The organism is Collinsella acetigenes (genome assembly GCF_012844445.1).
GTDB classification, from domain to species: Bacteria; Actinomycetota; Coriobacteriia; order Coriobacteriales; family Coriobacteriaceae; genus Collinsella; species Collinsella acetigenes.
Genome location: NZ_JABBCP010000001.1, coordinates 449257 through 468671, shown reverse-complemented (window position 1 = coordinate 468671; position 19415 = coordinate 449257). Strand labels below are relative to the sequence as shown.

Annotated in this window: 22 protein-coding genes and 1 tRNA gene; 3 read left to right on the top strand and 20 right to left on the bottom strand. The window is 57.7% G+C overall.

The window, feature by feature from the left end:
• Window positions 1–35: 35 nt before the first annotated feature.
• The 7 genes from ispE to HF320_RS01985 all read right to left on the bottom strand — a co-directional run bounded on the left by ispE (window position 36) and on the right by HF320_RS01985 (window position 5080).
• Window positions 36–929 (bottom strand): 4-(cytidine 5'-diphospho)-2-C-methyl-D-erythritol kinase, encoded by an 894-nt coding sequence (ispE, locus tag HF320_RS02015; RefSeq protein ID WP_169276831.1) that lies wholly within the window; start codon window positions 927–929, stop codon window positions 36–38.
• Between the two features lie 2 nt (window positions 930–931).
• Window positions 932–1228, bottom strand: coding sequence for a Veg family protein (locus HF320_RS02010; RefSeq protein ID WP_022386205.1), 297 nt, complete (start codon window positions 1226–1228; stop codon window positions 932–934).
• Between the two features lie 162 nt (window positions 1229–1390).
• Entirely contained in the window at window positions 1391–1837 is a 447-nt protein-coding gene (dtd, locus tag HF320_RS02005) for a D-aminoacyl-tRNA deacylase (protein WP_138378203.1), read from the bottom strand.
• The gene (gene rdgB, locus HF320_RS02000) at window positions 1834–2478 is read right to left on the bottom strand and encodes an RdgB/HAM1 family non-canonical purine NTP pyrophosphatase (RefSeq protein ID WP_169276830.1); all 645 of its coding nucleotides are present in this window, start codon (window positions 2476–2478) and stop codon (window positions 1834–1836) included. Before rdgB ends, dtd begins: the two co-directional genes overlap by 4 nt.
• A 45-nt stretch (window positions 2479–2523) precedes the next feature.
• On the bottom strand, window positions 2524–3264 hold the full coding sequence (rph, locus tag HF320_RS01995; RefSeq protein ID WP_169276829.1) for a ribonuclease PH: 741 nt from the start codon (window positions 3262–3264) through the stop codon (window positions 2524–2526).
• Window positions 3265–3295: 31 nt separating this feature from the next.
• The gene (gene murI / locus HF320_RS01990; RefSeq protein ID WP_169276828.1) at window positions 3296–4168 is read right to left on the bottom strand and encodes a glutamate racemase; all 873 of its coding nucleotides are present in this window, start codon (window positions 4166–4168) and stop codon (window positions 3296–3298) included.
• Between the two features lie 6 nt (window positions 4169–4174).
• Window positions 4175–5080: an HAD family hydrolase gene (locus tag HF320_RS01985; RefSeq protein ID WP_022386210.1), complete on the bottom strand. Its 906-nt coding sequence runs from the start codon at window positions 5078–5080 to the stop codon at window positions 4175–4177.
• A gap of 81 nt (window positions 5081–5161) precedes the next feature.
• Here HF320_RS01985 and HF320_RS01980 point away from each other — a divergent pair.
• A tRNA-Val gene (locus tag HF320_RS01980) sits at window positions 5162–5237 on the top strand.
• A 333-nt stretch (window positions 5238–5570) separates the two neighbouring features.
• Here HF320_RS01980 and HF320_RS01975 read toward each other — a convergent pair.
• The 4 genes from HF320_RS01975 to argC all read right to left on the bottom strand — a co-directional run bounded on the left by HF320_RS01975 (window position 5571) and on the right by argC (window position 10386).
• The gene (locus HF320_RS01975; protein WP_169276827.1) at window positions 5571–6854 is read right to left on the bottom strand and encodes an aspartate aminotransferase family protein; all 1284 of its coding nucleotides are present in this window, start codon (window positions 6852–6854) and stop codon (window positions 5571–5573) included.
• Between the two features lie 63 nt (window positions 6855–6917).
• Complete coding sequence (argB, locus tag HF320_RS01970; RefSeq protein WP_169276826.1) at window positions 6918–7901, bottom strand: acetylglutamate kinase; 984 nt, start codon at window positions 7899–7901, stop codon at window positions 6918–6920.
• Between the two features lie 69 nt (window positions 7902–7970).
• Window positions 7971–9245, bottom strand: coding sequence for a bifunctional glutamate N-acetyltransferase/amino-acid acetyltransferase ArgJ (gene argJ, locus HF320_RS01965; RefSeq protein WP_169276825.1), 1275 nt, complete (start codon window positions 9243–9245; stop codon window positions 7971–7973).
• Between the two features lie 70 nt (window positions 9246–9315).
• Entirely contained in the window at window positions 9316–10386 is a 1071-nt protein-coding gene (argC, locus tag HF320_RS01960; protein ID WP_169276824.1) for an N-acetyl-gamma-glutamyl-phosphate reductase, read from the bottom strand.
• Between the two features lie 234 nt (window positions 10387–10620).
• On the opposite strand from argC, the gene HF320_RS01955 reads away from it, so the two are divergent.
• Window positions 10621–10866, top strand: coding sequence for a type II toxin-antitoxin system Phd/YefM family antitoxin (locus HF320_RS01955; protein WP_022386165.1), 246 nt, complete (start codon window positions 10621–10623; stop codon window positions 10864–10866).
• Between the two features lie 9 nt (window positions 10867–10875).
• Entirely contained in the window at window positions 10876–11181 is a 306-nt protein-coding gene (locus HF320_RS01950; RefSeq protein ID WP_040221168.1) for a type II toxin-antitoxin system RelE/ParE family toxin, read from the top strand.
• 88 nt (window positions 11182–11269) lie between these two features.
• Here HF320_RS01950 and HF320_RS01945 read toward each other — a convergent pair whose 3' ends face one another.
• The 9 genes from HF320_RS01945 to rhaD all read right to left on the bottom strand — a co-directional run bounded on the left by HF320_RS01945 (window position 11270) and on the right by rhaD (window position 19134).
• Window positions 11270–12079, bottom strand: coding sequence for a DeoR/GlpR family DNA-binding transcription regulator (locus HF320_RS01945; RefSeq protein ID WP_169276823.1), 810 nt, complete (start codon window positions 12077–12079; stop codon window positions 11270–11272).
• 109 nt (window positions 12080–12188) lie between these two features.
• A complete protein-coding gene (gene dhaM, locus HF320_RS01940) occupies window positions 12189–12569 on the bottom strand; it encodes a dihydroxyacetone kinase phosphoryl donor subunit DhaM (RefSeq protein WP_169276822.1) in 381 nt (126 codons plus the stop codon).
• A 57-nt stretch (window positions 12570–12626) separates the two neighbouring features.
• Window positions 12627–14333 carry a dihydroxyacetone kinase subunit DhaK gene (gene dhaK / locus HF320_RS01935; protein ID WP_169276821.1) on the bottom strand — a complete coding sequence of 569 codons (1707 nt, stop codon included), beginning with the start codon at window positions 14331–14333 and terminating at the stop codon, window positions 12627–12629.
• Window positions 14334–14572: 239 nt separating this feature from the next.
• A complete protein-coding gene (locus tag HF320_RS01930) occupies window positions 14573–15622 on the bottom strand; it encodes an alcohol dehydrogenase catalytic domain-containing protein (protein ID WP_229064843.1) in 1050 nt (349 codons plus the stop codon).
• 105 nt (window positions 15623–15727) lie between these two features.
• Window positions 15728–15970, bottom strand: coding sequence for a hypothetical protein (locus HF320_RS01925; RefSeq protein WP_169276820.1), 243 nt, complete (start codon window positions 15968–15970; stop codon window positions 15728–15730).
• A gap of 40 nt (window positions 15971–16010) precedes the next feature.
• A complete protein-coding gene (locus tag HF320_RS01920) occupies window positions 16011–17375 on the bottom strand; it encodes a PTS galactitol transporter subunit IIC (RefSeq protein WP_138378192.1) in 1365 nt (454 codons plus the stop codon).
• A gap of 55 nt (window positions 17376–17430) precedes the next feature.
• The gene (locus tag HF320_RS01915; RefSeq protein ID WP_040221175.1) at window positions 17431–17727 is read right to left on the bottom strand and encodes a PTS sugar transporter subunit IIB; all 297 of its coding nucleotides are present in this window, start codon (window positions 17725–17727) and stop codon (window positions 17431–17433) included.
• An 85-nt stretch (window positions 17728–17812) separates the two neighbouring features.
• Complete coding sequence (locus tag HF320_RS01910; protein WP_169276819.1) at window positions 17813–18307, bottom strand: PTS sugar transporter subunit IIA; 495 nt, start codon at window positions 18305–18307, stop codon at window positions 17813–17815.
• A 29-nt stretch (window positions 18308–18336) separates the two neighbouring features.
• Entirely contained in the window at window positions 18337–19134 is a 798-nt protein-coding gene (rhaD, locus tag HF320_RS01905; protein WP_169276818.1) for a rhamnulose-1-phosphate aldolase, read from the bottom strand.
• Between the last annotated feature and the right edge of the window lie 281 nt (window positions 19135–19415).

Here is a 19415-nt window from a genome sequence, read left to right as displayed (position 1 = left end):
AGCCAAGCTATAGTAACAAAAGATTGAGACAAATGCTAGCAATCAATGAGATTCGATCCAGACTTTTCCATCTGAGTTGCACATGACCACCATCCGCGCTCGCTTGAAGCCGCGCTTGCAAGGCTCTGAGCAGCCTCTTTGCTCTCGCACAGGGCAAAGCAGCAAGAACCCGAACCCGAAACGTCCGCCACGCGCACGCCCGGCTGCTCACGCATCCACGCCAGCACATCCACGATCTCGGGCGCGATAGACATCGCGGCGGGGGCCAAGTTATTGGCAAGCGCATTGACCACGCCCTGTTCGTCGCCAGCGCGCAATGCCTCAAGCATGGGCTCGATAGGGGCTACAGGCTGCGGATTTGCGTCGAAGATGCGATAGGCCTCCTGTGCTGTAACGCCCTTGGAGGATGCTCGGACAAGCGCCACGGACATGCCCTCGAGCGCGTCGAAGGTCTCCTCCATCACGTCGCCCGCGCCACTGAGGTATGCAGGCGATTCGTAGAGGAAAAACGGCACATCGGCACCGATACCGCGCGCAACGGCAGCCACGCGCTCGTCATGGATGTCGATATCCCATGCCGCGCAAAGGCCGCGCAGGGTAGCCGCGGCATCGGTGGAAGGACCGCCGAGACCCGCACGGATGGGAATGTGCTTTTCGATATGGATATCGAACAAAGGCTCTCGGCCACACACGCGGCCAAGTTCGACGGCGGCGCGCCAAGCGCTGTTTTGCTCCATGGGGAAATCCGCCGCGGGATCCATGGTGACCGAAAGCTCCTTGGCGGGCGCAATCGTCACCGTGTCGCCCAGGCCGACAGCCGCCATAATCGAATCGACGCGATGATAGCCGCGCTCATCTTTCGTTGCGTACACGCCCAGGTATAGATTGACCTTTGCGAGCGCGGACACAGTAAACGAAAGAGAAGGCATAACTAGTGCTCCTCGAGCTGATTGCCCAGCGGGGTAAACAGGTGCTCGCCCGACTCGGGATCGAACAGCTCGACGGTGCCCGTGAGAACATCGACATACTGGTACGACTGACGCGACTTACGGCCGCGGCGCTCGTCCACCTCGACGATGAACACGGCGGGATGCACCGTCTTGATAGTGCCCATGCGCTCGACGACGCGCGTGCGGCCCATGTTGGCGCGCACTTTAACGCGCTGGCCGATCATGCTCGTCAGCTTCTCGTGGATATCCTCGACGTGATTGACTTCCAGCTCTTCCATTAGGCCTCCTGAAGGCAAGCGCAAATGCGGCAGACTTGCTCCAATTTATCTACAAACGTACAAATTGTAGCAGGCTCAGATGGAGATTGCACATCTTGTGGAGATGCTGAGAAGATGGATGCAAATCGACAGCAAGTATGACCCTGGAGACCGAGGCGCCTTCTACAGCTCGTCGGTGTCGAGCACGATGGTGAACGGTCCGTCGTTTACAAGCGAAACGCTCATGTCGGCACCAAAGCTGCCCGTCTGAACATCACCCATATCCGCACGGACCAGCTCGCAAAAATACTCATAGAGCTCGTTAGCCAGACCGGGGGCGCCTGCCGCGGTAAACGAGGGCCTGCGCCCGTGGCGGCAATCGGCATACAGCGTGAACTGCGACACCACGAGCACCTCGCCCAACACGTCTGCAAGTGAGCGGTTGGTTTTTCCCGCATCATCCGGCATGATACGCAAATCACGAATCTTGGCCCAAAGCTTTTGCGCCGTCTCGCATGTGTCCCCCTCGCCTACGCCCAGAAGGATGAGATATCCCTGGCCAATGCTACCGATGGTCTTTTCTTCAACAACAACCGATGCGCTCGCTACGCGCTGAACGACGGCCCTCACGCCTCATCCCCTGCAATCTGAGACGACAGGTCCTGCAGCGCATGGAAACGGTGGCTGATAGCGTTTTTCTCTGCGGGGGCAAGCTCGGCCATGGTCTTGCCCGGCGTATCAGCGGGCAAGAACAACGGATCGTAGCCAAAGCCATTCTCACCACGGCCCTCGAACCCGATCGTGCCCTCACAGGCGCCCGTGCCCGTGAGCACCATGCCCGAGGCGTCCACAAGCGCCACCACGCTCATGAAACGAGCGGTGCGCTTGGCCTCGGGCACCTCGGCCAGATTCTTAAGCAGCTTTGCATTGTTTGCAGCGTCATCACCATGCACGCCCGCATAGCGCGCGGAATAGACGCCAGGCTCGCCATCGAGGGCGTCGACCACAAGGCCGGAATCGTCTGCGATGGCAGACATGCCCGTTTGTTCCACGGCGGCCTCAGCCTTGATAAGAGCGTTCTCCAAGAAGGTGGTGCCCGTCTCCTCGGGGTCATCGAAATCGCCCAACTGGCCCAGCGCGACAAACGTCACGTCGGGCAGCACGCGCGAAAGAATGTCCTCGATCTCCACGAGCTTGTGGGCATTACCCGTGGCAACCACAATGGTGCGCGCGGGATCGAGCGTATCGATATCGATTTTATTGAGAGCCATGGTCGCCCATTCCTTATCGTTTAGCAAAGAGACGTGTATGCACGATTAGTCGTCGTCGCGAAACGCCGTAACCTCGTTTTGCAGGTCGATCAACTGCTTGATGCCAAGGTCGCCCAAGTCAAGCAGGTTGTTCAAGCGCTTGCGATCAAAAGGCGTCTGCTCGCCTGTACCCTGGATCTCGACGATCTCGCCCGTATCGGTGGCAACCAGATTCATATCGATCTCGGCATGGCTGTCCTCGGCGTAATCGAGGTCCAAAAGCTCGTTACCGTCCACCACGCCCATGGACACAGCGGCAACCTGGCCCGTCAGAGGCAGACGCGGGATCTTGCCCGCCTCGACCCACGTCATCAAGGCGTCGTGAAGCGCCACCCAGGCGCCGGTCACGCTCGCCGTGCGCGTACCGCCATCGGCTTGCAGAACGTCGCAGTCGATCGTAACGGTGTACTCGCCCAACGCGCGCATATTGCAAACGGTGCGCAGGCTGCGACCGATCAGACGCTCGATCTCCATGCTTCGACCCTTGCGCGCATTCGTCTCGCGCTTGGTGCGCTTGGAGGTAGCGGCGGGAAGCATGGCGTATTCGGCGGTAACCCAGCCCAGTTTAGAAGCGCGGCGCCAGGGCGGCAGGCCATCTTCGATCGTAGCAGCGCACAGCACGCGCGTGTCACCAAACTCCACCAGGCACGAGCCCAGGGCGTTTTTCATGACTTCACGCTTGAGTGTCACGGGACGCATCTGGTTAGCAGCGCGGCCGCCAAAGCGGCGGATCTCGTTCAGTTCCATCGGTATTCCTCTCTGTTCGTGCGGCGCGGCACTACACAAGCTCTTCGAGCGAAACGTGCTCGATGCTCTTGAGCGGCTGGCCAAAGATAAAGCTGCCGGCGGCGGCGAACTCCGCCAGGTTATCAGACGTCGTGGCAAAACGGTGCTGGGGCAGCGCGTCTTCCGGCGCCAGCTGTTCACGACGCTGCAGGATGTCCACCAGCTCACGCGTGGTTTCCTCCGCAGACGAGACCACGCGGATGCCCGGGCCCAATTCATGACGGATAGGACCTACGAGCAATGGGAAATGCGTGCAGCCCAAAACGACTGTATCGATATTGTGACCCTTGAGGGGCGTGACCACCTGACGCACCACGGCGCGGACTTCGGGAGTGTCAAAGATATCCTCGTCCTCGAGCCAGCGCTCCTGCAAGTGCGCCCCGGTCGCAAGCTCCTGTTCGACAATCTCGACAAAGCTCGAGGCGGGACAGCCGTACACGTCCACGCCCGCATCCAAATCTTGAATCGCACGCGTGTAGGCGCCAGAGCGCGTGGTGAGATTCGTGGCGAGCACACCCACCTCGCGCGTACGTGTGCTATTGATAGCAGCGCGAGCACCGGGCACGATCACGCCGATAACGGGAACGTCGAGTGTCTGCTGGCACACGCGCAGGGCTGCCGCCGTTGCCGTATTGCATGCGATAACGATGATCTTGACGTTATGGCACGAAAGCCAGCGCCCTGCCTGCAGGGCAAACGAACGGACCTCGTTTTCGCCACGCGTGCCATAAGGGCAACGCTTGGTGTCGCCAAAGTAGTACACCGACTCGTGGGGCAGGGCGGTAGCAATGGAGCGAGCCACGGTCAGGCCACCGAGTCCCGAGTCGAACACACCGATAGGGCAGGTGTTTTTCTGCGCCATCATCAAATCCTATTCCTTGGCTGCCAGCAGGCATTTCATAGTCATAACCCAACCGTCGACGATGCAGCCCTGGCTCACAAACGCATTGTCGTGCGTGGCCAAGAATTCGTCGGCGCCGGGGTTCGCCAGTCCATTCTCCACCAAAACGAAGGTCCCCACCGAATCCGCCATCAAGAAATCGGACGAGGCATCACCAATGGCAAGGGCCTGCATGGGGTCAATGCCGCGCAGCTCGCAGAACTTGGCGACGGCACGGCCCTTGTTAAGGCCGCGGGGGCTCACGTTAAAGGCACGTCCAGAGACGCCTTCGGGAAGCTCGAGCGTCGTGGGCTTAGAGATGTGATTGAGAAAGCCGTTGTCTCCCCAATCGAGCTCAACGCCCGATGCGTCGAGCAGGGCACGCGCCTGCTCGTCGGGAATCTCGCCGCGCATGGCAACGGTGACCTCGCGATATTTGTATCCCTGCTGCATATCGTTATGGTACTCGAGCAAATGCGGCCAGGAGTTAACGAGCTTGTCGCATACGCCCGCGCGCTCGATTACCTGGTGGGGCGTAAGGCCGCAGGAAGGATCGTAGTCCATATCGGCTGTGAAGTAGCACCAGTCGTCCTTGCCGTGGTCGAGCATAAGCAAGCCGCCCATCTCGCCAATATAGGCATTGAAGCCCAAGATGCGGGCGTCCTCGTGCAACATGGAGCGATTGCGGCCCGAGCACGGAATCACTTCGACGCCGGCCTCGCGCAGGTCAAGAAGTGTCTGCACGCAGGCAACGCTGGGGTTTCCTGCAGCGTCGGCAAGCACGCGCGAACCAGGTGCGAGCATGGTGCCGTCGAGGTCGGTAAATACATAGCGAACGCCGGCGAGGCGCTCCTTAAGTTCGCCTTCGGGCACGACGGGCAACACGGAGGAGGTCATTGGTGCTCCTTTTGCAAGTCGGATAAAAAACGAATCCCATTGTAGCTTCTAGCCAAAGGTTTCGATATACTATGTTCCCGCGGGCGATTGGCGCAACGGTTAGCGCAGGTGCTTTACACGCACAAGGCTGGGGGTTCGAATCCCTCATCGCCCACCATAGATTTTGAAACGGCTCCGACAACGGGGCCGTTTTTGTTTGTGCCGTGTGCGGGGGGGGATTCGAACCCGAGAGGGCGCGAAGCCGGGGAAACGCGCAGCGTTTTCCGGCGCAGCGCGCAAGGCGCAGAGAGGCGGCGCAGCGAACCCCCTTCACATAAAGCCCAAGACCCTCCCCCGCTCAAAACCCGCGCACAAACGTCAACTTTTTGCCAAAAATAAGGAAAAGTGAACGTTTGTGCGCTGGTTTTGAAAGAAGAAGGGCAGGGTGGCTGCAAGAGACAACCATCCCGCCCAAAGCAAGATATACATGCAAGCGCGAATTACTCGCGGCCTACCCCAAGATCTTCGTCAAGCCCGCGATGAGCACGTCAACATCAGCCTTTTGGCAGACAAGCGGCGGCAGGAAGCGCAGGGTGTGTGCACCGGTTGCGTTGATCACAAAACCGGCGGCCAGCGCTGCGGCAACGACATCGTGCGCGTCGGCCACGGTATCGTCCAGATCGCAGCCAAGCATCAAGCCACGGCCGCGCACCTGGGTAACATGCGGTACCTGAGCCAGCTGTTCGGCAAAGTATGCGCCAATCTCATCGGCATGGGCTGCATAATCGCCGCGGACGAGTTCGGACAAAACGGAAGCCGAGGCTGCCACCGCGAGGTTGCTACCACCAAAAGTCGAGCCATGGTCGCCAGGGCGGAACGCGCTCGCGATTTCCTGCTTGGCAAGCACAGCGCCCATGGGCACACCACCGGCAACACCCTTGGCAAGGCTCATGATATCTGCCTCTACACCGTAGGTCTGCATGGCAAACGGCTTACCGGAGCGGAAAATGCCAGTCTGGACCTCGTCAGCGATGAGCAAGCCGCCGTGGGCATGGGCCAAGTCGCGCGCGGCCTCGATAAACTCCTGCGTAAGCGGATGCACACCGGATTCGCCCTGGATGGGCTCGATCATAACGGCGCAAATCTCGGAACCATATGTGTCGAAAATGCTCTTGAGCTGCTCGACATCGTTAGGATCGCATGCCACAAAACCGCCGGGCAGCGGCTTGAAGCTATCCTGCAGCCAATCCTGCATGGTCGCGGCGATCGTCTCGAGCGTACGGCCGTGAAAACCGCCGCGCAGCGCCACGATCGTGTTGCCGCCGTTGCCCATGCGCTTGGCATACAGGCGCGCAAGCTTCATCGAGCCCTCGTTAGCCTCGGCTCCAGAATTGGAAAAGAATGCCTGCCAAACCTGTTCGCCCTCGACGGGGGCGGCAGCGGCCAAAAGCGCCTCGTCGTCCTTTGCGTCAATAGTCTCGACGATTGCGGCAGCCCCGGCAAGATCATCGTTGGCGAGCTTGGAAAGCAGAGCCGCCACCTGACCGCGATGCTCGATATAAAAATAGTTGGACACATGGGTAAGTTCATGGACCTGTGCGTCCACGGCATCAACCACGGCGGGGGCACCATGGCCTAGGCAGCACACACCGATACCCGCAAGGAAATCGAGGTACTCACGGCCGTCGTCGCCCACGAGCGTCATGCCGTGGCCGCCCGTGAACTCAACCTCAGAACGGCCGAACGTGTGCATCACGTAGTTGGATTCAAGGGCCTTTTGTACGGTAAGGGACATGGCTTAACCTCTCGGTCGAAAAGAATGTCTACAACAGATTAGACGGCGCGTCCGCGTCAAACGCTACGAAAGTGCCTGCAACTTGGAAACCTCATCGAGATTCTCAAACAGGCGTGCCGCAAACGTCGAAAGCGGGTGCGGATGCGTGTCGTACTCGTAGGCCGTCTCGCTGGAATGGAGCACGGTGCCCACGCCAGCATCGGTAAGGAGCTCGAGCAGAAGCGAATGCGGCGTGGTGCCGTTGATGATATGTGCGCGGAATACGCCAGCCTTAACCGCCTCGATGCAAGCGTTGAGCTTGGGAATCATGCCCGTGTCAATCTCCCCACGGTCAAGCATCCCCTGGCACTCCTCCATGGTGAGATTGGAGATGAGCGAGTCCTTGTCCGAGAAATCCTCGTACAGGCCATCGACATCGGTGAGGAAGATAACCTTATGCGCACGCAAAGCGCCTGCAATGGCACCTGCAGCGATATCGGCATTGATGTTGTAGAAGCCGCCGTCCTCGCCTTTGGCGATGGTGGCAATCACGGGAATGTACTCGCCGTCGATGAGGCGCTCGATGTAGTCGACGTTCACACTCTCAATCTTGCCCACACGCTGGAGCTCGGGGTCAAGCGTGGATGCGATAAGCGTTCCGGCGTCGCTGCCCGATACGCCCACAGCAAGGTTGCCATGCTGGTTAATGGCGGCAACAAGCTCTTGGTTAACCTTGCCGCCCAAGACCTCGCGCACGATATCCATAGCCTCAGGCGTCGTCACGCGCTGGCCGTTCTTAAACTCGACCGGCAGGTCGTAGTGCGAGAACGCCTCGTTGATGGCCTTGCCGCCACCGTGAACAATCACCGGTCGCATACCCATGATCTTGAGCAGGACGATGTCGCTCATCACGTCCTCGCGCAACTTGGCATCGACCATGGCTGCGCCGCCGTATTTGATGACGACAACCTTTCCCGTCAGGTTCTTAATCCACGGCAGGGTCTCGAAAAGCATCTGGGCGGTCTGTTCATTGAGCAACGAAGGCTTCGCATCGCGTGCGTATTTCATAGCTACATCCTTATGAAGTTTGCCGCAATGCGTAAGCACCGCGGGATGGGAGCATTAACCGGCGTGCGATTATGTGCGGTAATCACCGTTGATGGTGATGTACTCATGCGTAAGATCGCAGGTCCAAACTGTTGTGGAGCATTCTCCTGCGCCCAGATCGGCATCGATTACGATCTCGGGCGCCTCGAATCGTCGCAGAGCCTCGTCCTCATCAAAGGGAACCGTCAGACCCTTGCGGCACACGGGCATACCCATAATGTCGATAGACACGTCGGTCTGCTCAAAGACCACGCCGCACTTGCCCAGCGCCATGGCGATGCGGCCCCAGTTGCAGTCGTGACCAGCAATGGCAGTCTTGACCAGCGGAGAGTTGGCAACAGCGCGGGCGGCGGTGTCGGCATCTTCCTCGCTTGCAGCGCCCGTCACGTTAACGGTTACGAGTTTCGACGCGCCCTCTCCGTCCGAGGCAATACCACGTGCCAGGGCCTCGCATACCGAATACGCGGCGTAACGAAGCTCCTCGTAGGCGTCGCTCCCCTCCTCGATAAGGGGGACGTCGACACCTGCAGCTCCAGAAGCAAGCATGATGCAGGTATCGTTAGTAGACGTATCCGAATCAACCGTTACCTTGTTGAACGTCTTGTTGACGCAACTGGTTAGCAACGTATGAAGAGTCGCAGGCGCCACAGGGGCATCCGTCGTGATGATGCAGATCATCGTTGCCATGTTGGGCATGATCATGCCCGAACCCTTGCACATGCCGCCTACCGTGAACTGGCAATCGGCATATTCGAGCTCGCCGCTCGCATAGGTAACGGCATACTCCTTAGGATGCGTATCGGTGGTCATAATAGCTCGAGCGGCATTGGCACCGCCCTGCTCGGAAAGCTCGTCGTATGCCGCCGGAATACCCGTCTCAAAGCACTCGATACCCAACTGCTGGCCAATCACGCCGGTTGAAGACACGAGCACTTGCTCGGGGGTGCAGCCCATTATTTGCGAAGCGATCTCGCAGCTCTCGCGGGCAAGCGCCAAGCCGGGCTCGCCTGTAGCAGCATTGGCGTTGCCAGAGTTAATAATGACGCCCTGAACCTGGCCATAGCCGCAGTCGCGGCCGCCCAGATGCTCACGGCACACCTGAACCGGAGCCGCGCAAAAACGGTTAGTAGTAAAGACACCGGCCGCAGCAACAGGCGCCTCGGCGGCGACCATGGCGAAATCCAGGCGCTCCGGGTTCTTGCGAAAGCCAGCATGGATACCTGCAGCCTTGAAGCCCCGGGCGCTCGTCACGCCCCCTTCCGGCACGGCGCGCAGGCGAAGATCAAACGAATCGATATCAAACACGAGAAACTCCCCAACGATGGCATTTGTTTTGCGTACCAGTTTAGCCAGCCAACGTCGTGCATACAACGATCTACACAGGCATGGCAATAAGAGGGAGGCCTCGTCGCTCGTCCAGGCCAAAGACCACGTTCGCGCATTGAATCGCCTGGCCTGCTGCACCCTTGCAGAGGTTGTCGATTGCAGAGGTCACCACAAGCATGCGCGCGGTCTTATTAAGGGCAAGACCGATCTGGCAGGCGTTGCTGCCGGCAACCGAGGACGTCTTGGGCATCTGCCCGGCATCGAGCACGCGCACGAAGGGACGGCCCTCGTAAAACTCGCGATAGCGCTCAACTACCATGTCGAGTGTCAGCTCCTGCGCAGGAATCTCGGCAAGCGGAATATTGATGGTCGAGAGCAGACCGCGCTTGAGAGGTGCCAGGTGCGGCGTGAACACAACGTGGTCCGGCAGACCGAGAATCTGTTCGATTTCGGGCGTATGGCGATGCTTGCATACACCGTAGGCCTCAACGCACTCGTCGGCGCTGCAGTAATGCGTGCGGGCGTTGGCCGATTTGCCGGCCCCCGTCACACCGGAGATAGCATCGACGATAACCACGGCGCCATCATCCAGCCAGCCGGCATCGATAGCAGGGTATGCGCCCAGTGAGGTTGCCGTAGGATAGCACCCGGCGCAAGCAACAAGCGTGGCCTCCCCTGCAGCGTGGCGCACGGCGGCACCTGCAAGGTCTTCGGCAAAAATCTCCGGCAGACCAAACGTGCGCGTTGCCAAAAGCTCGGGGCTTGTGTGCGGCGTGGCGTACCACTTCTCATAGACAGCGGGATCGGAGAGACGGTAGTCGGCCGAAAGGTCGAATACCGAGACGCCCGCAGCAAGAAGGCCAGGTACGGCAGCGAGTGCAGCCGTGTGCGGGACGGCCAGGAACACGGCGTCGCATGTCTTGATGATCGGATCGTCGTGCGTGGTAAAGGCAAGGTCGCACACGCCGGCAAACGCGGGATACACGCTTGCAAGCGACTGCCCGGCGTCGGCGTTGGATGTGATGGCAGTGAGCTCGAAATCGGGGTGGGAGATAAGCAAGCGCACCAGCTCGACCCCTGCGTAGCCCGCTGCCCCAACGACACCAACCTTGATAGCCATCGATTCCTTCATCTCCAAATGCATATTTAAGCGCGTTTAATGCATATTTACGCATCAGCGCCCATCGCTTATCGAATAGCTCGAAAGGATAGCACTCTAATATGAAAGAGTTTTTGACATATGCGGCCGTGACCGTTTGGAAACAAAAGAGGCATGGAGAGCTGTCTGCCATTTGAAATATGTCAGAATATTTTACGTAATATATTTCGAGCTATCTTTCGATTGGGGCGAACAATGCCTGCCATCAAACCTGTTTCTGATCTGCGCAGCTATAACGAAGTCCTTTCCGATGTGCACGAGGGATCCCCCGTCTTTTTGACTAAAAACGGACGTGGGCGCTATGCGATTTTGGACATGAAAGACTTTGATCGCCTCAATGCCGCAGGGACGCTTATGTCGCAACTCGAAGCCGGCAAGGCATCGGGAGAGCAGTCCGGTTGGCTATCCGAGGAGTCCGTACGGGCGCTTTTTTCGCTTTAAGGAACGGCCGTGTCCCTAGACGTTAAATTCTCTCCCCTCGCCCGAGACGATCTTGAGAGCATCTACAGTTATATCTCCGACGAACTCTCAAGCCCAAGGGCGGCAAAAACAACCATTGGTGAGATTCTGGATCGGATTAGCCTCCTTGCTCGATTTCCCCAATCCGGCACTCCCCTATCCTCAATTTACGCAGTCAAAAGCGAGTATCGCTACGTTCGTTCGGGAAATTATCTTGCGTTTTACCGTGCGTCAGACGCAATCTACATCGACCGTATCCTCTATGCAAAAAGCGACTATCTGAAGAAGCTGTTGTAGCGCGACTACGCTTCTACGCAAAAAGGTCCCGCCGGTGGGAACCGACGGGACCAGGTTCAAGACGCAATTTAAAGTCTCGCCCAAACAATTAACGAGCGCTGATGAGCTCGATACCGGGATGTTTCTTCTGGATAGCCTCGGCAACAGCAGGCTCAAGCGTCTCCTCTGTCACCACAGCGTCTACCTGATCGAAATCGATAAAGCCGGAAAAGGTCACCTTACCGTACTTCCCCGTGTCAATCAGCATAATAGTTTCCGAGGCAGCATGCGCATACGCAGCCTTAAGCTGAGCTTGCTCGTAACTTTCTGACGTGAAGCCGTCTTCGACCGTCATGCCGTTTGCAGAAAGAAATGCCTTATCAACATGCAGATGCTCAACAGAGCGCAGCGATTCGAGCGAATAGGCGTAGCGATATCCCGAGCGCACCCACCCGCCCAAGAAGAGCAAATCGGCCTCAGGCATTTTCGCCTCGATAAAGGCAGCGACCTCAAAATCGTTGGTCACGATCGTAAGGTCGGGAATTCCCACAAGATGCTTTGCAAGCTCCAGGGTTGTGGTGCCGGTATCGATAATGATCGAATCGCCCGCCTCGACAAACTGAACGGCGGCAGCACCGATGGCGCTCTTGGCATCGCTCGCATGAGAGCGCCGCTTCTGATAGTCCTCCACCTTCATGGTCTTTGCCACAGACATTGCCCCACCATGGCAGCGGCGCAACTTGCCTTCGCTCTCAAGCTCATCAAGATCAGCACGGACCGTAAAGGTCGAAACCCCAAATTTGCTAGCAAGGTCGTTTACCATCACCTTAGGCTGCCGCGAAAGAATGCCCAAAATGGCGGCACGACGCTCCTCGGGAAAGAGCTTCCGCTCACCGGCCTTTTCTGTCGCCGTAGTCATAACGCCCACCCCTTTGCGCCGTGAGCATTAAACGCCACAGCGCCAAACAAAGAAGCATCCCTTGAACTCATTTTTCACCGATATGCTTCCTTTAATTACACAAATCAAATCATAGCTTATGAACGGCACCAACGTTGCTCAGCGCCTGAACAATCTCGGCAAGCGCAGCGCCCGACTGGGCCAGTACGGTTCCCTCGACAGCGCCCTCAACAAAAGGACAGTCCGCCATGGCAACGGTATCATCTTCCATATCCTCGAGCACCATTTTGACAGTCATGACCGCGCTGCCCATATCCATAAGCACCACGACTCCATCACCCTGCTGCGCCTGCTCGATTGCAGCCTCGATCTTCTCGTAGCTCGAACCAAATGTTCCATCTTCCAAGCCGCCAGCAGCAACTACCACTGCCTGCGGCGCCATCATATGAGCGTAGTCCACCATTGCCTCGGCCAAAGCCCGCGAATGCGAAACGAGAACGGTTCCAACCATAAAAGACCCCTCCAATAGTTCGGGCCCGGTCGTATCGATCGAGCCCGCCTCTCTTTCTTAATTCTTGTAAGCCTGCGCGATCGCCGCCATGCAGTAAGCAAAGGAAGCTGCACCGGGATCCTTGTGGCCCACGGAGCGCTCGCCCAGATAGCTGGCACGGCCCTTACGCGCAATAAGCGGAATCGTAGTCTCTGCTCCTTCGGCGGCAGCTGCGGCAGCCGCGTCAAGTGCTTCGGCAATACCTTGATGTGCTTCGACGCTACGCTCGAGCGACCTGATAGCGGGAGCCATGGCATCGAGCATGGTCTTATCGCCCTCTTTGGCACCAGCGAGCTCCTGAATTCCCTTGAACCCAGCATCGAGGCCTACGGTGAACGAATCGAGCGTCAGCCCACCCATCTTTTTTGCAGTAATTCCCAGCTTGCGCAAAATGGTTCCGTATAGCGGACCCGAAGAGCCGCCCACCTTCGAAACAACCGTCATCCCAGCCGTGCGAAGAGCTGCGGGGACGCCGCCCTTTTCAAGAACGGGCAGCTGCTCACGGACAGCTTCGAAGCCGCGGGCCATATTGATACCGTGATCGGAGTCGCCAATAGGCATATCGAGCTCGGTGAGTTCATCTTTATGGGTGCTGAGCACGTCTGCGACTTCGGAAAGTGCACGGCACACAAGCTCCGTCGCTTCGTCGGCAACGCCGCCATCGGCAACCTCAACCTTTTGCTCGCGCACCTTTGCCGCTGCAGGAGCGGCATCGGTCGCCTCGCGCACCACGGACCCCTCGACCCATGCAGGAGCCTGAGCGGGCGCCGCCAAGAGCTCCTTGATCTCATCGTCCAGGCGCAAAATCGAAATAGAGAAGCCACGCATCTCGAGAGATGTCATATACGGACCCATATAGGTACGCCAAACGGGGATGCCCCGAGAAGTCAAAACATCGTGTACGCGGTTATTCACAATAGCGAGCTCATAGGGCGGAGTAGCGCCCGAGCTATTGACCATCACTACGACCTCATGGCCGGAATAGTCGATGTCGCCCAAGATCTTCTCAAGCATCTCGTCGACCATGGCGTCAACGGGCTCCATGGCAGCGCGGCGCACACCAGGCTCGCCATGAATACCAACGCCCATCTCCATCTCGTCATCCGCGAGTTCAAAACCAGGCTTTCCTGCAGCCGGTACGGTGCAGGGCTCGATAGCGACACACATAGTGCGAACGTTGGCGATAACCTTCTCGGCAACGCGCTTCACCTCCGGCAGCTCTGCCCCAGCCTCGGCTGCTGCGCCGGCGCACTTATGAATAAAAACGGTGCCCGCCACGCCACGGCGGCCAACGGTAAACGTTGAATCCTGAACCGCCACGTCATCGTCCACGACCACATGGTCAACGCTAAATCCGTCTTCTTTAGCTGCCTGTTCAGCCATCTTAAAGTTCACGGCATCACCCGTGTAGTTCTTGATGACCAGCAAGACACCCTTGTTGCCAGGCGCCACCGCTCCAATCCCGGCGGCGACCCTGTCCACCGCGGGCGAAGTAAACACCGCGCCGCCCACCGCGGCATCGAGCATGCCAGACCCTACAAATCCAAGATGTGCCGGCTCATGGCCCATGCCGCCACCAGAAACAAGGGCAACCTTATCGCGTTTGGCATGTGCGCGCACGACGATATCGTCTGCCGCCTTTGCGATGAGCGACGGATATGCCTTCACGTAACCATCGACCACTTGACGCTCGACATCAGCCGGATCGTTGATGAACTTTTTCATAGCAAATCCTCTCGTAAAAAAATCCCGCGATGGCCCGAGGTCAGCGCGGGATTCGATTGGGGGACAACGTAACAAGCATGTGCATGCGCGAATATGGAAAAGCGAGGTTTCGCTCATCCATGTTCGCACAGGCGCGCAGGCAAGACGTTCCCGCATTGCGTGCCCGCGAAAGGGCTTCCGAACTGGCTGAATAACTGTCGTTGGTGCCGCTCAAACCAGTTCGGAAGCAAAGGAGACGATTAGTCCGGATAGACGATTGCGTTCTTGATGACCGCGCCGGAGGCGTGCTCGAGAATTGCCTTCTCGGTGTCGTCGATGGAGTACTCGTTCTGGACGAAGATCTCCTCGGGGAACTGGCCCATCTTGATCATCTCGAAGGTGCTGTGGACATACATCGGGGTGGTGTGGAACACGCCCTTAACCGTAAGCTGGCTGTAGTGCATGAGATTGGCATCGAGCGAAACCTCGGAGCCCTTCTTCAGGCCACCGAACAGCAGGACGAAACCACCCGGGCGAGCCATGTGCATAGCGCTCTCCCAGACCGACGGAACACCCGTTGCCTCGATGGCAACGTCTACACCGCGGCCGTCCTCGGTAAGATCCTTGACCGCCTGAGCCTGGTCCTCGACCTCGTCGACCTTGACGGTATCGACAGCGCCGAGCTTCTTGGCAGCCTCAAGACGAGCGGCGGACATATCGCAAGCGATGACGTGAGCACCGCGCAGGACGCACATGCGCACAAAGCCCAGGCCGATGGGACCGCAGCCGTTAACGACCACGTAGTCGCCAATCTCAATCGGGCAGTTGGCCGTACCGTAGACGGAGCAAGCCATAGGCTCCAGAAGAGCGGCCTGCTTGTAGCTCATCTCGTCGGGCATGTGGAACATGTTCATGTTAACGATGGGAGCAGGAATGAGCTGATACTCGGCATAAGCGCCGTTATCAAACTGATTCTGAATCAGGCTCTCGCACATGGACTCATCGCCACGCTTGCAGTAGTAGCAGTGACCGCAGGGCGCAGAGTTGTGAGCCACCACGCGATCGCCAACCTTGAAGTTGGTAACGCCTTCGCCCACGGCTGCGACGACGCCGGATGCCTCATGGCCAAAGCCGAAGGGAGGCTCATAGCGATAACCGCGCTTATAGGTCTTGACGTCGGTACCACAGGTCAGCGTGACCTTGTTCTTGATGACAACCTCACCGGGACCGGGCTGCGGAACGGGGATCTCCTCAACACGGATGTCGCCGGGGGCATAGAAACGTACTGCCTTCATGGTCTGGTCGCTCATAATCGAATTCCTTTCGAATCGTTTCAGAACTTTTGTCGTTGGTGGCCCGCGCATTTGCTCGAAGCATGCAGCGCGGGCAAAAGTACAAGTCGAGAGAAGGGGCGATTAATTCGCAGACTTCTTCTTACGCTTGCCGGAGAACATCTCCTCGGTCACGCCTTGATTGCGATAGATCTCTGGAATAGGGACCATTGCAGACGTTTTGACCGCGATGAATGCCAAGAAAGCAGCGATTGCGGTAGCGACGAGGTTTCTGGTCGTAAATGCGCATACCAGGTAGTAGACAGCGAGCACAACCATGACGCACCACGCGATCGTTTTGAGCAGGTTCGATGCTTTCTTGGACATTCCAATGACCTCCTAGAGCTAAATACTTGAAGCGATGAGCTTACTTGCCGATGTACTCGACGCCCATGCGCTCGGCTGCGGCGCGCTCTTCCTTGCGCTGAGCCTTGAAGTAAGGGATGCAAAGAGCCAGGTAGCCGACGATGGCTGCGATGCCACCGATGTTGCCGCGGCAGGCCTCGACGGCTGCCCAACGGACCTCGGCGATATCCATGCCCCACCAAGCGAGCTGCAGGCCGCCCTCGGGCAGGGTGCCGCCCACTTCCTGGGCAAGCTGGGTAAGCATCGGAGCAAAGTCGGAAGCAGACCAGCACAGGATGGGGACCATGAGCCAGGAGATGACAATCATCTTGCGCAGGTCTCCCTTGCAGGAAACGAAAGCAGCGGCGCAGACGCAGACGTTCATGAGGTTGCCGAAGGGCAGAACGGTGTTGCCGGGAAGCACGAGGGAAACGGCAAGGGCAACGGGGATGGTCAGGATGATGGCGACCCAGATCTCGGAGTTACCGGCGAGGATCGGCCAGTCCAGGCCGACGACCATCTGACGGCCGGGGAAGCGCTTCTGGACCCATGCGGAGGCAGCCTCGGAGATGGGAGTCAGGGCAGTCATGAACAGCTTGGAAACCATCGGGAAGAGAGTAAGAGCGGTTGCGGCCATAACGCCGGTTGCGAATGCCTGCTCGCCCTGGCCTGCGATAAGGCCGATAACGGTACCGAGGATGAAGCCGATAACGTGGTTCTCACCAAAGATGCCGATCTTGTCCTGCAGAGCAGCGCAGTCGAGCTTGGTCTCGGCGGGGAACACCTTGTCCAGTGCGCAAGCGATGGGATAGAAGATGATGTTCGAAAGGAACATAGGATGCGGCATACCGATGCCCGGACAGCCCGTCAGTTCCTGAATCTGATACTTGGTGGCGTCGGAGCTCTTGAGCTCAAGGATGACCTGGATACCGCCAGCGATGAAGCCTGCGACCACGGAGCCGGTCACGCAGTAGATCAAGAAGGCAGTGAAACCCTGATTGGCAACGTTCCACATGTCAACGTTGAGGGTGTCGGTCTGGTTGAGCAGCAGCATAACAACATTGATCGCAATCTGGATAACGAACATCAAGAAGACGTAGCGCCAAGACCACACGAGGCCGAGCGCCGGCGACCAACCCATGTCGAGACCGGAAAGCTGCAGACCGAGTGTCTCGACAAAGCCCTGGACGGGCTCACCGATGGAGGTCGACATGTAGCTCACAACGAGGTTAATACCCACGATAGCGACGCCGAGGGTCAGACCTGCGCCAAAAGCCTTAGAGGGCTTGAGACCTACGATCAAACCGATGATCATAACGACCAGAGGCATGAAGACGGACGATCCCAGATCCAAGATGGCCTGGAAGAATGATGCGAGGAGTTCCATGTATTACACTCCCTTTGCTAAATCCAACATTCCTGTTGATGCGTTGCTAGATGCATTACTTGAGGCCCAGCGTTTCCACAATCTTGTCGAAGCACGCGTCGGCACCCACGCCAGTCAAAAATGGCATGCCGTTGATAACCGGAATCGGGGCTTCGATAACCTTGCCGCGAACTGGAGTGATCGAAACGTATAGGTCCGAACCGGAAAACTCACGGTCAAGCGACTTAATATCGACCGCGTCGCACTTGGCCATGTTCGCCAAACGTGCATCCTTGAGCCTGCTGTTGATCTTGGTGGCCACGGTTGCGGATGTCGCGATTCCACCTCCACAGGCAACGATGATCCTCTTCATTGTTTCCTCCCTTCCTTATGAGACAAATCTGAGTATCTATGGAACGTTCATTTGCTCTTTGCTGCACATGAACAAAATCCCGAAGCTAAAGGACTACTTTTCCTGCCAGGTCAATCAAGGTTGCCTTGAGCGAAGCCGGGTCCTCGACGGTCTTGAGCTCGGTCATGAACTCGGGCGTTGCAAACACGCTGATAAGCTGCTGGAGCACAGCCAGATGATGCTTGTCGCCCTTAGCTACGAGCATGTAGACCATCTCGACGGGAACATCGTTCTCGCCGTCGCCCATTTCCTTGAAGTCGATGGGGTGCGCAAGCTTACCGACGACAATCGCAGCCTCTTTCACGTGGTCTTGGACCATGGCGTGCGGAATGGCCACCTTCATGACATCGGTGGGCAGGCCCGTGGGATAAAGCTCCTCGCGCTCGATGACATCCTCGGCATAGCCCTCGACGGCATATCCGTGCTCGATGGCATGACCCGCCAGGATTCGCACGACGTCTTGCCACGTCTCGGCCTCAACATCGAAATAGACCATGTCCTCGTGGATGAGAGAGCCAAGCGATACTGCGTCCTGTGACATACAACGCTCCAAATCAAATACAGGGGTTATTAAAAAGCGGTCTCAAGGCCAAAGTGATCGGCAAGCTCATGCACCTGCTCATCGGTGATGCACTGCTTGATGTTTCCGCCGACCGAAACGTAGACATGAGCGTTCTTGTCGATAGTCTCGATAAGACCAATCGTCTCGTCGAAAGAAGAACCCGAAGCGAAGATGCCGTGATAGGGCCACACGACTACGCGATAGGTCTTCATCTTCTCGGCAGTTGCCGGACCGATGGGGCCTTCGCCGCACTTCATCCACGGAAGCACGCCAACGCCATCGGGGAACACAAGCACGCACTCGGAGTTGAGCGACCAAAGCGTCTTGGTCAGCGCCTCTTCGCTCATATCGGCAATCGTGCTCATGGCGTTGAGGTACGTGGGATGGCAGTGCATGACAATACGGTTATCGGGATTCTGCGACAGACGCGCTGCATGACACAGCAGGTGAGCAGGAGTCTCGCTCGTGGGCCTACCGGCACCGTCCTCATAGCCCCACACGATCTCGTAAGCGCCCTCGACCACGCGGATGATTCCCATGTCGCGCTCAACGCGATTGGGCAACGTGCGAAACTGACCGCCAGAACGAGTAGCCAGGAAATAGCGGCCCTCGAGGCCACAAGTATCGAAAGCTACGGGAACGCGAATAGGATCGTCACGGAAAAATGGCTTCAAATCAGCCAGCTCTTCTTCAGACAGAAGATAGCTCAGATTGCCAGCGTGGAATTCACCCCAACCGGCCTCCCAGAAGTAATGGCACGATGCGACAGCCTCTTTAAGAAGCGGCGTATCCAAAATCGAGCTCATGCAGGTCCTCCCTCTTCCCAAAAGTGAAAAAGCCGGTAAACGAATCTCTGTTTATCTACTTTTTCTTTTGACAGCACCTATTTTTATCTTCTTTTTCTCAAATTGGAGTCAAAACGAGATATTCGAAGATGAACGGAGCTAATCAGAGGGTGAACGGCAGTGTAAAAGAGATTAATCGTGCACCAACCATCCAAAAGCAAGGTGAGGTTGCACACAACGCTAACGAGAGCGGTCTCTTTAAGGGCTTCGCGGTGAAGGCGAGCGCTGAACAGATCCGCACC

Excerpts from the sequence above, each read along its gene's own strand:
- HF320_RS02010 (WP_022386205.1), bottom strand. The coding sequence starts at position 1,228 with ATGGAAGAGCTGGAAGTCAATCACGTCGAGGATATCCACGAGAAGCTG.
- ispE (WP_169276831.1), bottom strand. The coding sequence starts at position 929 with ATGCCTTCTCTTTCGTTTACTGTGTCCGCGCTCGCAAAGGTCAATCTA.
- rhaD (WP_169276818.1), bottom strand. The coding sequence starts at position 19,134 with ATGAGCTCGATTTTGGATACGCCGCTTCTTAAAGAGGCTGTCGCATCG.
- HF320_RS01910 (WP_169276819.1), bottom strand. The coding sequence starts at position 18,307 with ATGTCACAGGACGCAGTATCGCTTGGCTCTCTCATCCACGAGGACATG.
- argC (WP_169276824.1), bottom strand. The coding sequence starts at position 10,386 with ATGGCTATCAAGGTTGGTGTCGTTGGGGCAGCGGGCTACGCAGGGGTC.
- dhaM (WP_169276822.1), bottom strand. The coding sequence starts at position 12,569 with ATGGTTGGAACCGTTCTCGTTTCGCATTCGCGGGCTTTGGCCGAGGCA.
- argB (WP_169276826.1), bottom strand. The coding sequence starts at position 7,901 with ATGAAATACGCACGCGATGCGAAGCCTTCGTTGCTCAATGAACAGACC.
- murI (WP_169276828.1), bottom strand. The coding sequence starts at position 4,168 with ATGATGGCGCAGAAAAACACCTGCCCTATCGGTGTGTTCGACTCGGGA.
- HF320_RS01915 (WP_040221175.1), bottom strand. The coding sequence starts at position 17,727 with ATGAAGAGGATCATCGTTGCCTGTGGAGGTGGAATCGCGACATCCGCA.
- HF320_RS01945 (WP_169276823.1), bottom strand. The coding sequence starts at position 12,079 with ATGACTACGGCGACAGAAAAGGCCGGTGAGCGGAAGCTCTTTCCCGAG.
- HF320_RS01930 (WP_229064843.1), bottom strand. The coding sequence starts at position 15,622 with ATGAGCGACCAGACCATGAAGGCAGTACGTTTCTATGCCCCCGGCGAC.
- HF320_RS01920 (WP_138378192.1), bottom strand. The coding sequence starts at position 17,375 with ATGGAACTCCTCGCATCATTCTTCCAGGCCATCTTGGATCTGGGATCG.
- rdgB (WP_169276830.1), bottom strand. The coding sequence starts at position 2,478 with ATGGCTCTCAATAAAATCGATATCGATACGCTCGATCCCGCGCGCACC.
- dhaK (WP_169276821.1), bottom strand. The coding sequence starts at position 14,333 with ATGAAAAAGTTCATCAACGATCCGGCTGATGTCGAGCGTCAAGTGGTC.
- rph (WP_169276829.1), bottom strand. The coding sequence starts at position 3,264 with ATGGAACTGAACGAGATCCGCCGCTTTGGCGGCCGCGCTGCTAACCAG.
- HF320_RS01975 (WP_169276827.1), bottom strand. The coding sequence starts at position 6,854 with ATGTCCCTTACCGTACAAAAGGCCCTTGAATCCAACTACGTGATGCAC.
- HF320_RS01925 (WP_169276820.1), bottom strand. The coding sequence starts at position 15,970 with ATGTCCAAGAAAGCATCGAACCTGCTCAAAACGATCGCGTGGTGCGTC.
- HF320_RS01955 (WP_022386165.1), top strand. The coding sequence starts at position 10,621 with ATGCCTGCCATCAAACCTGTTTCTGATCTGCGCAGCTATAACGAAGTC.
- HF320_RS01985 (WP_022386210.1), bottom strand. The coding sequence starts at position 5,080 with ATGACCTCCTCCGTGTTGCCCGTCGTGCCCGAAGGCGAACTTAAGGAG.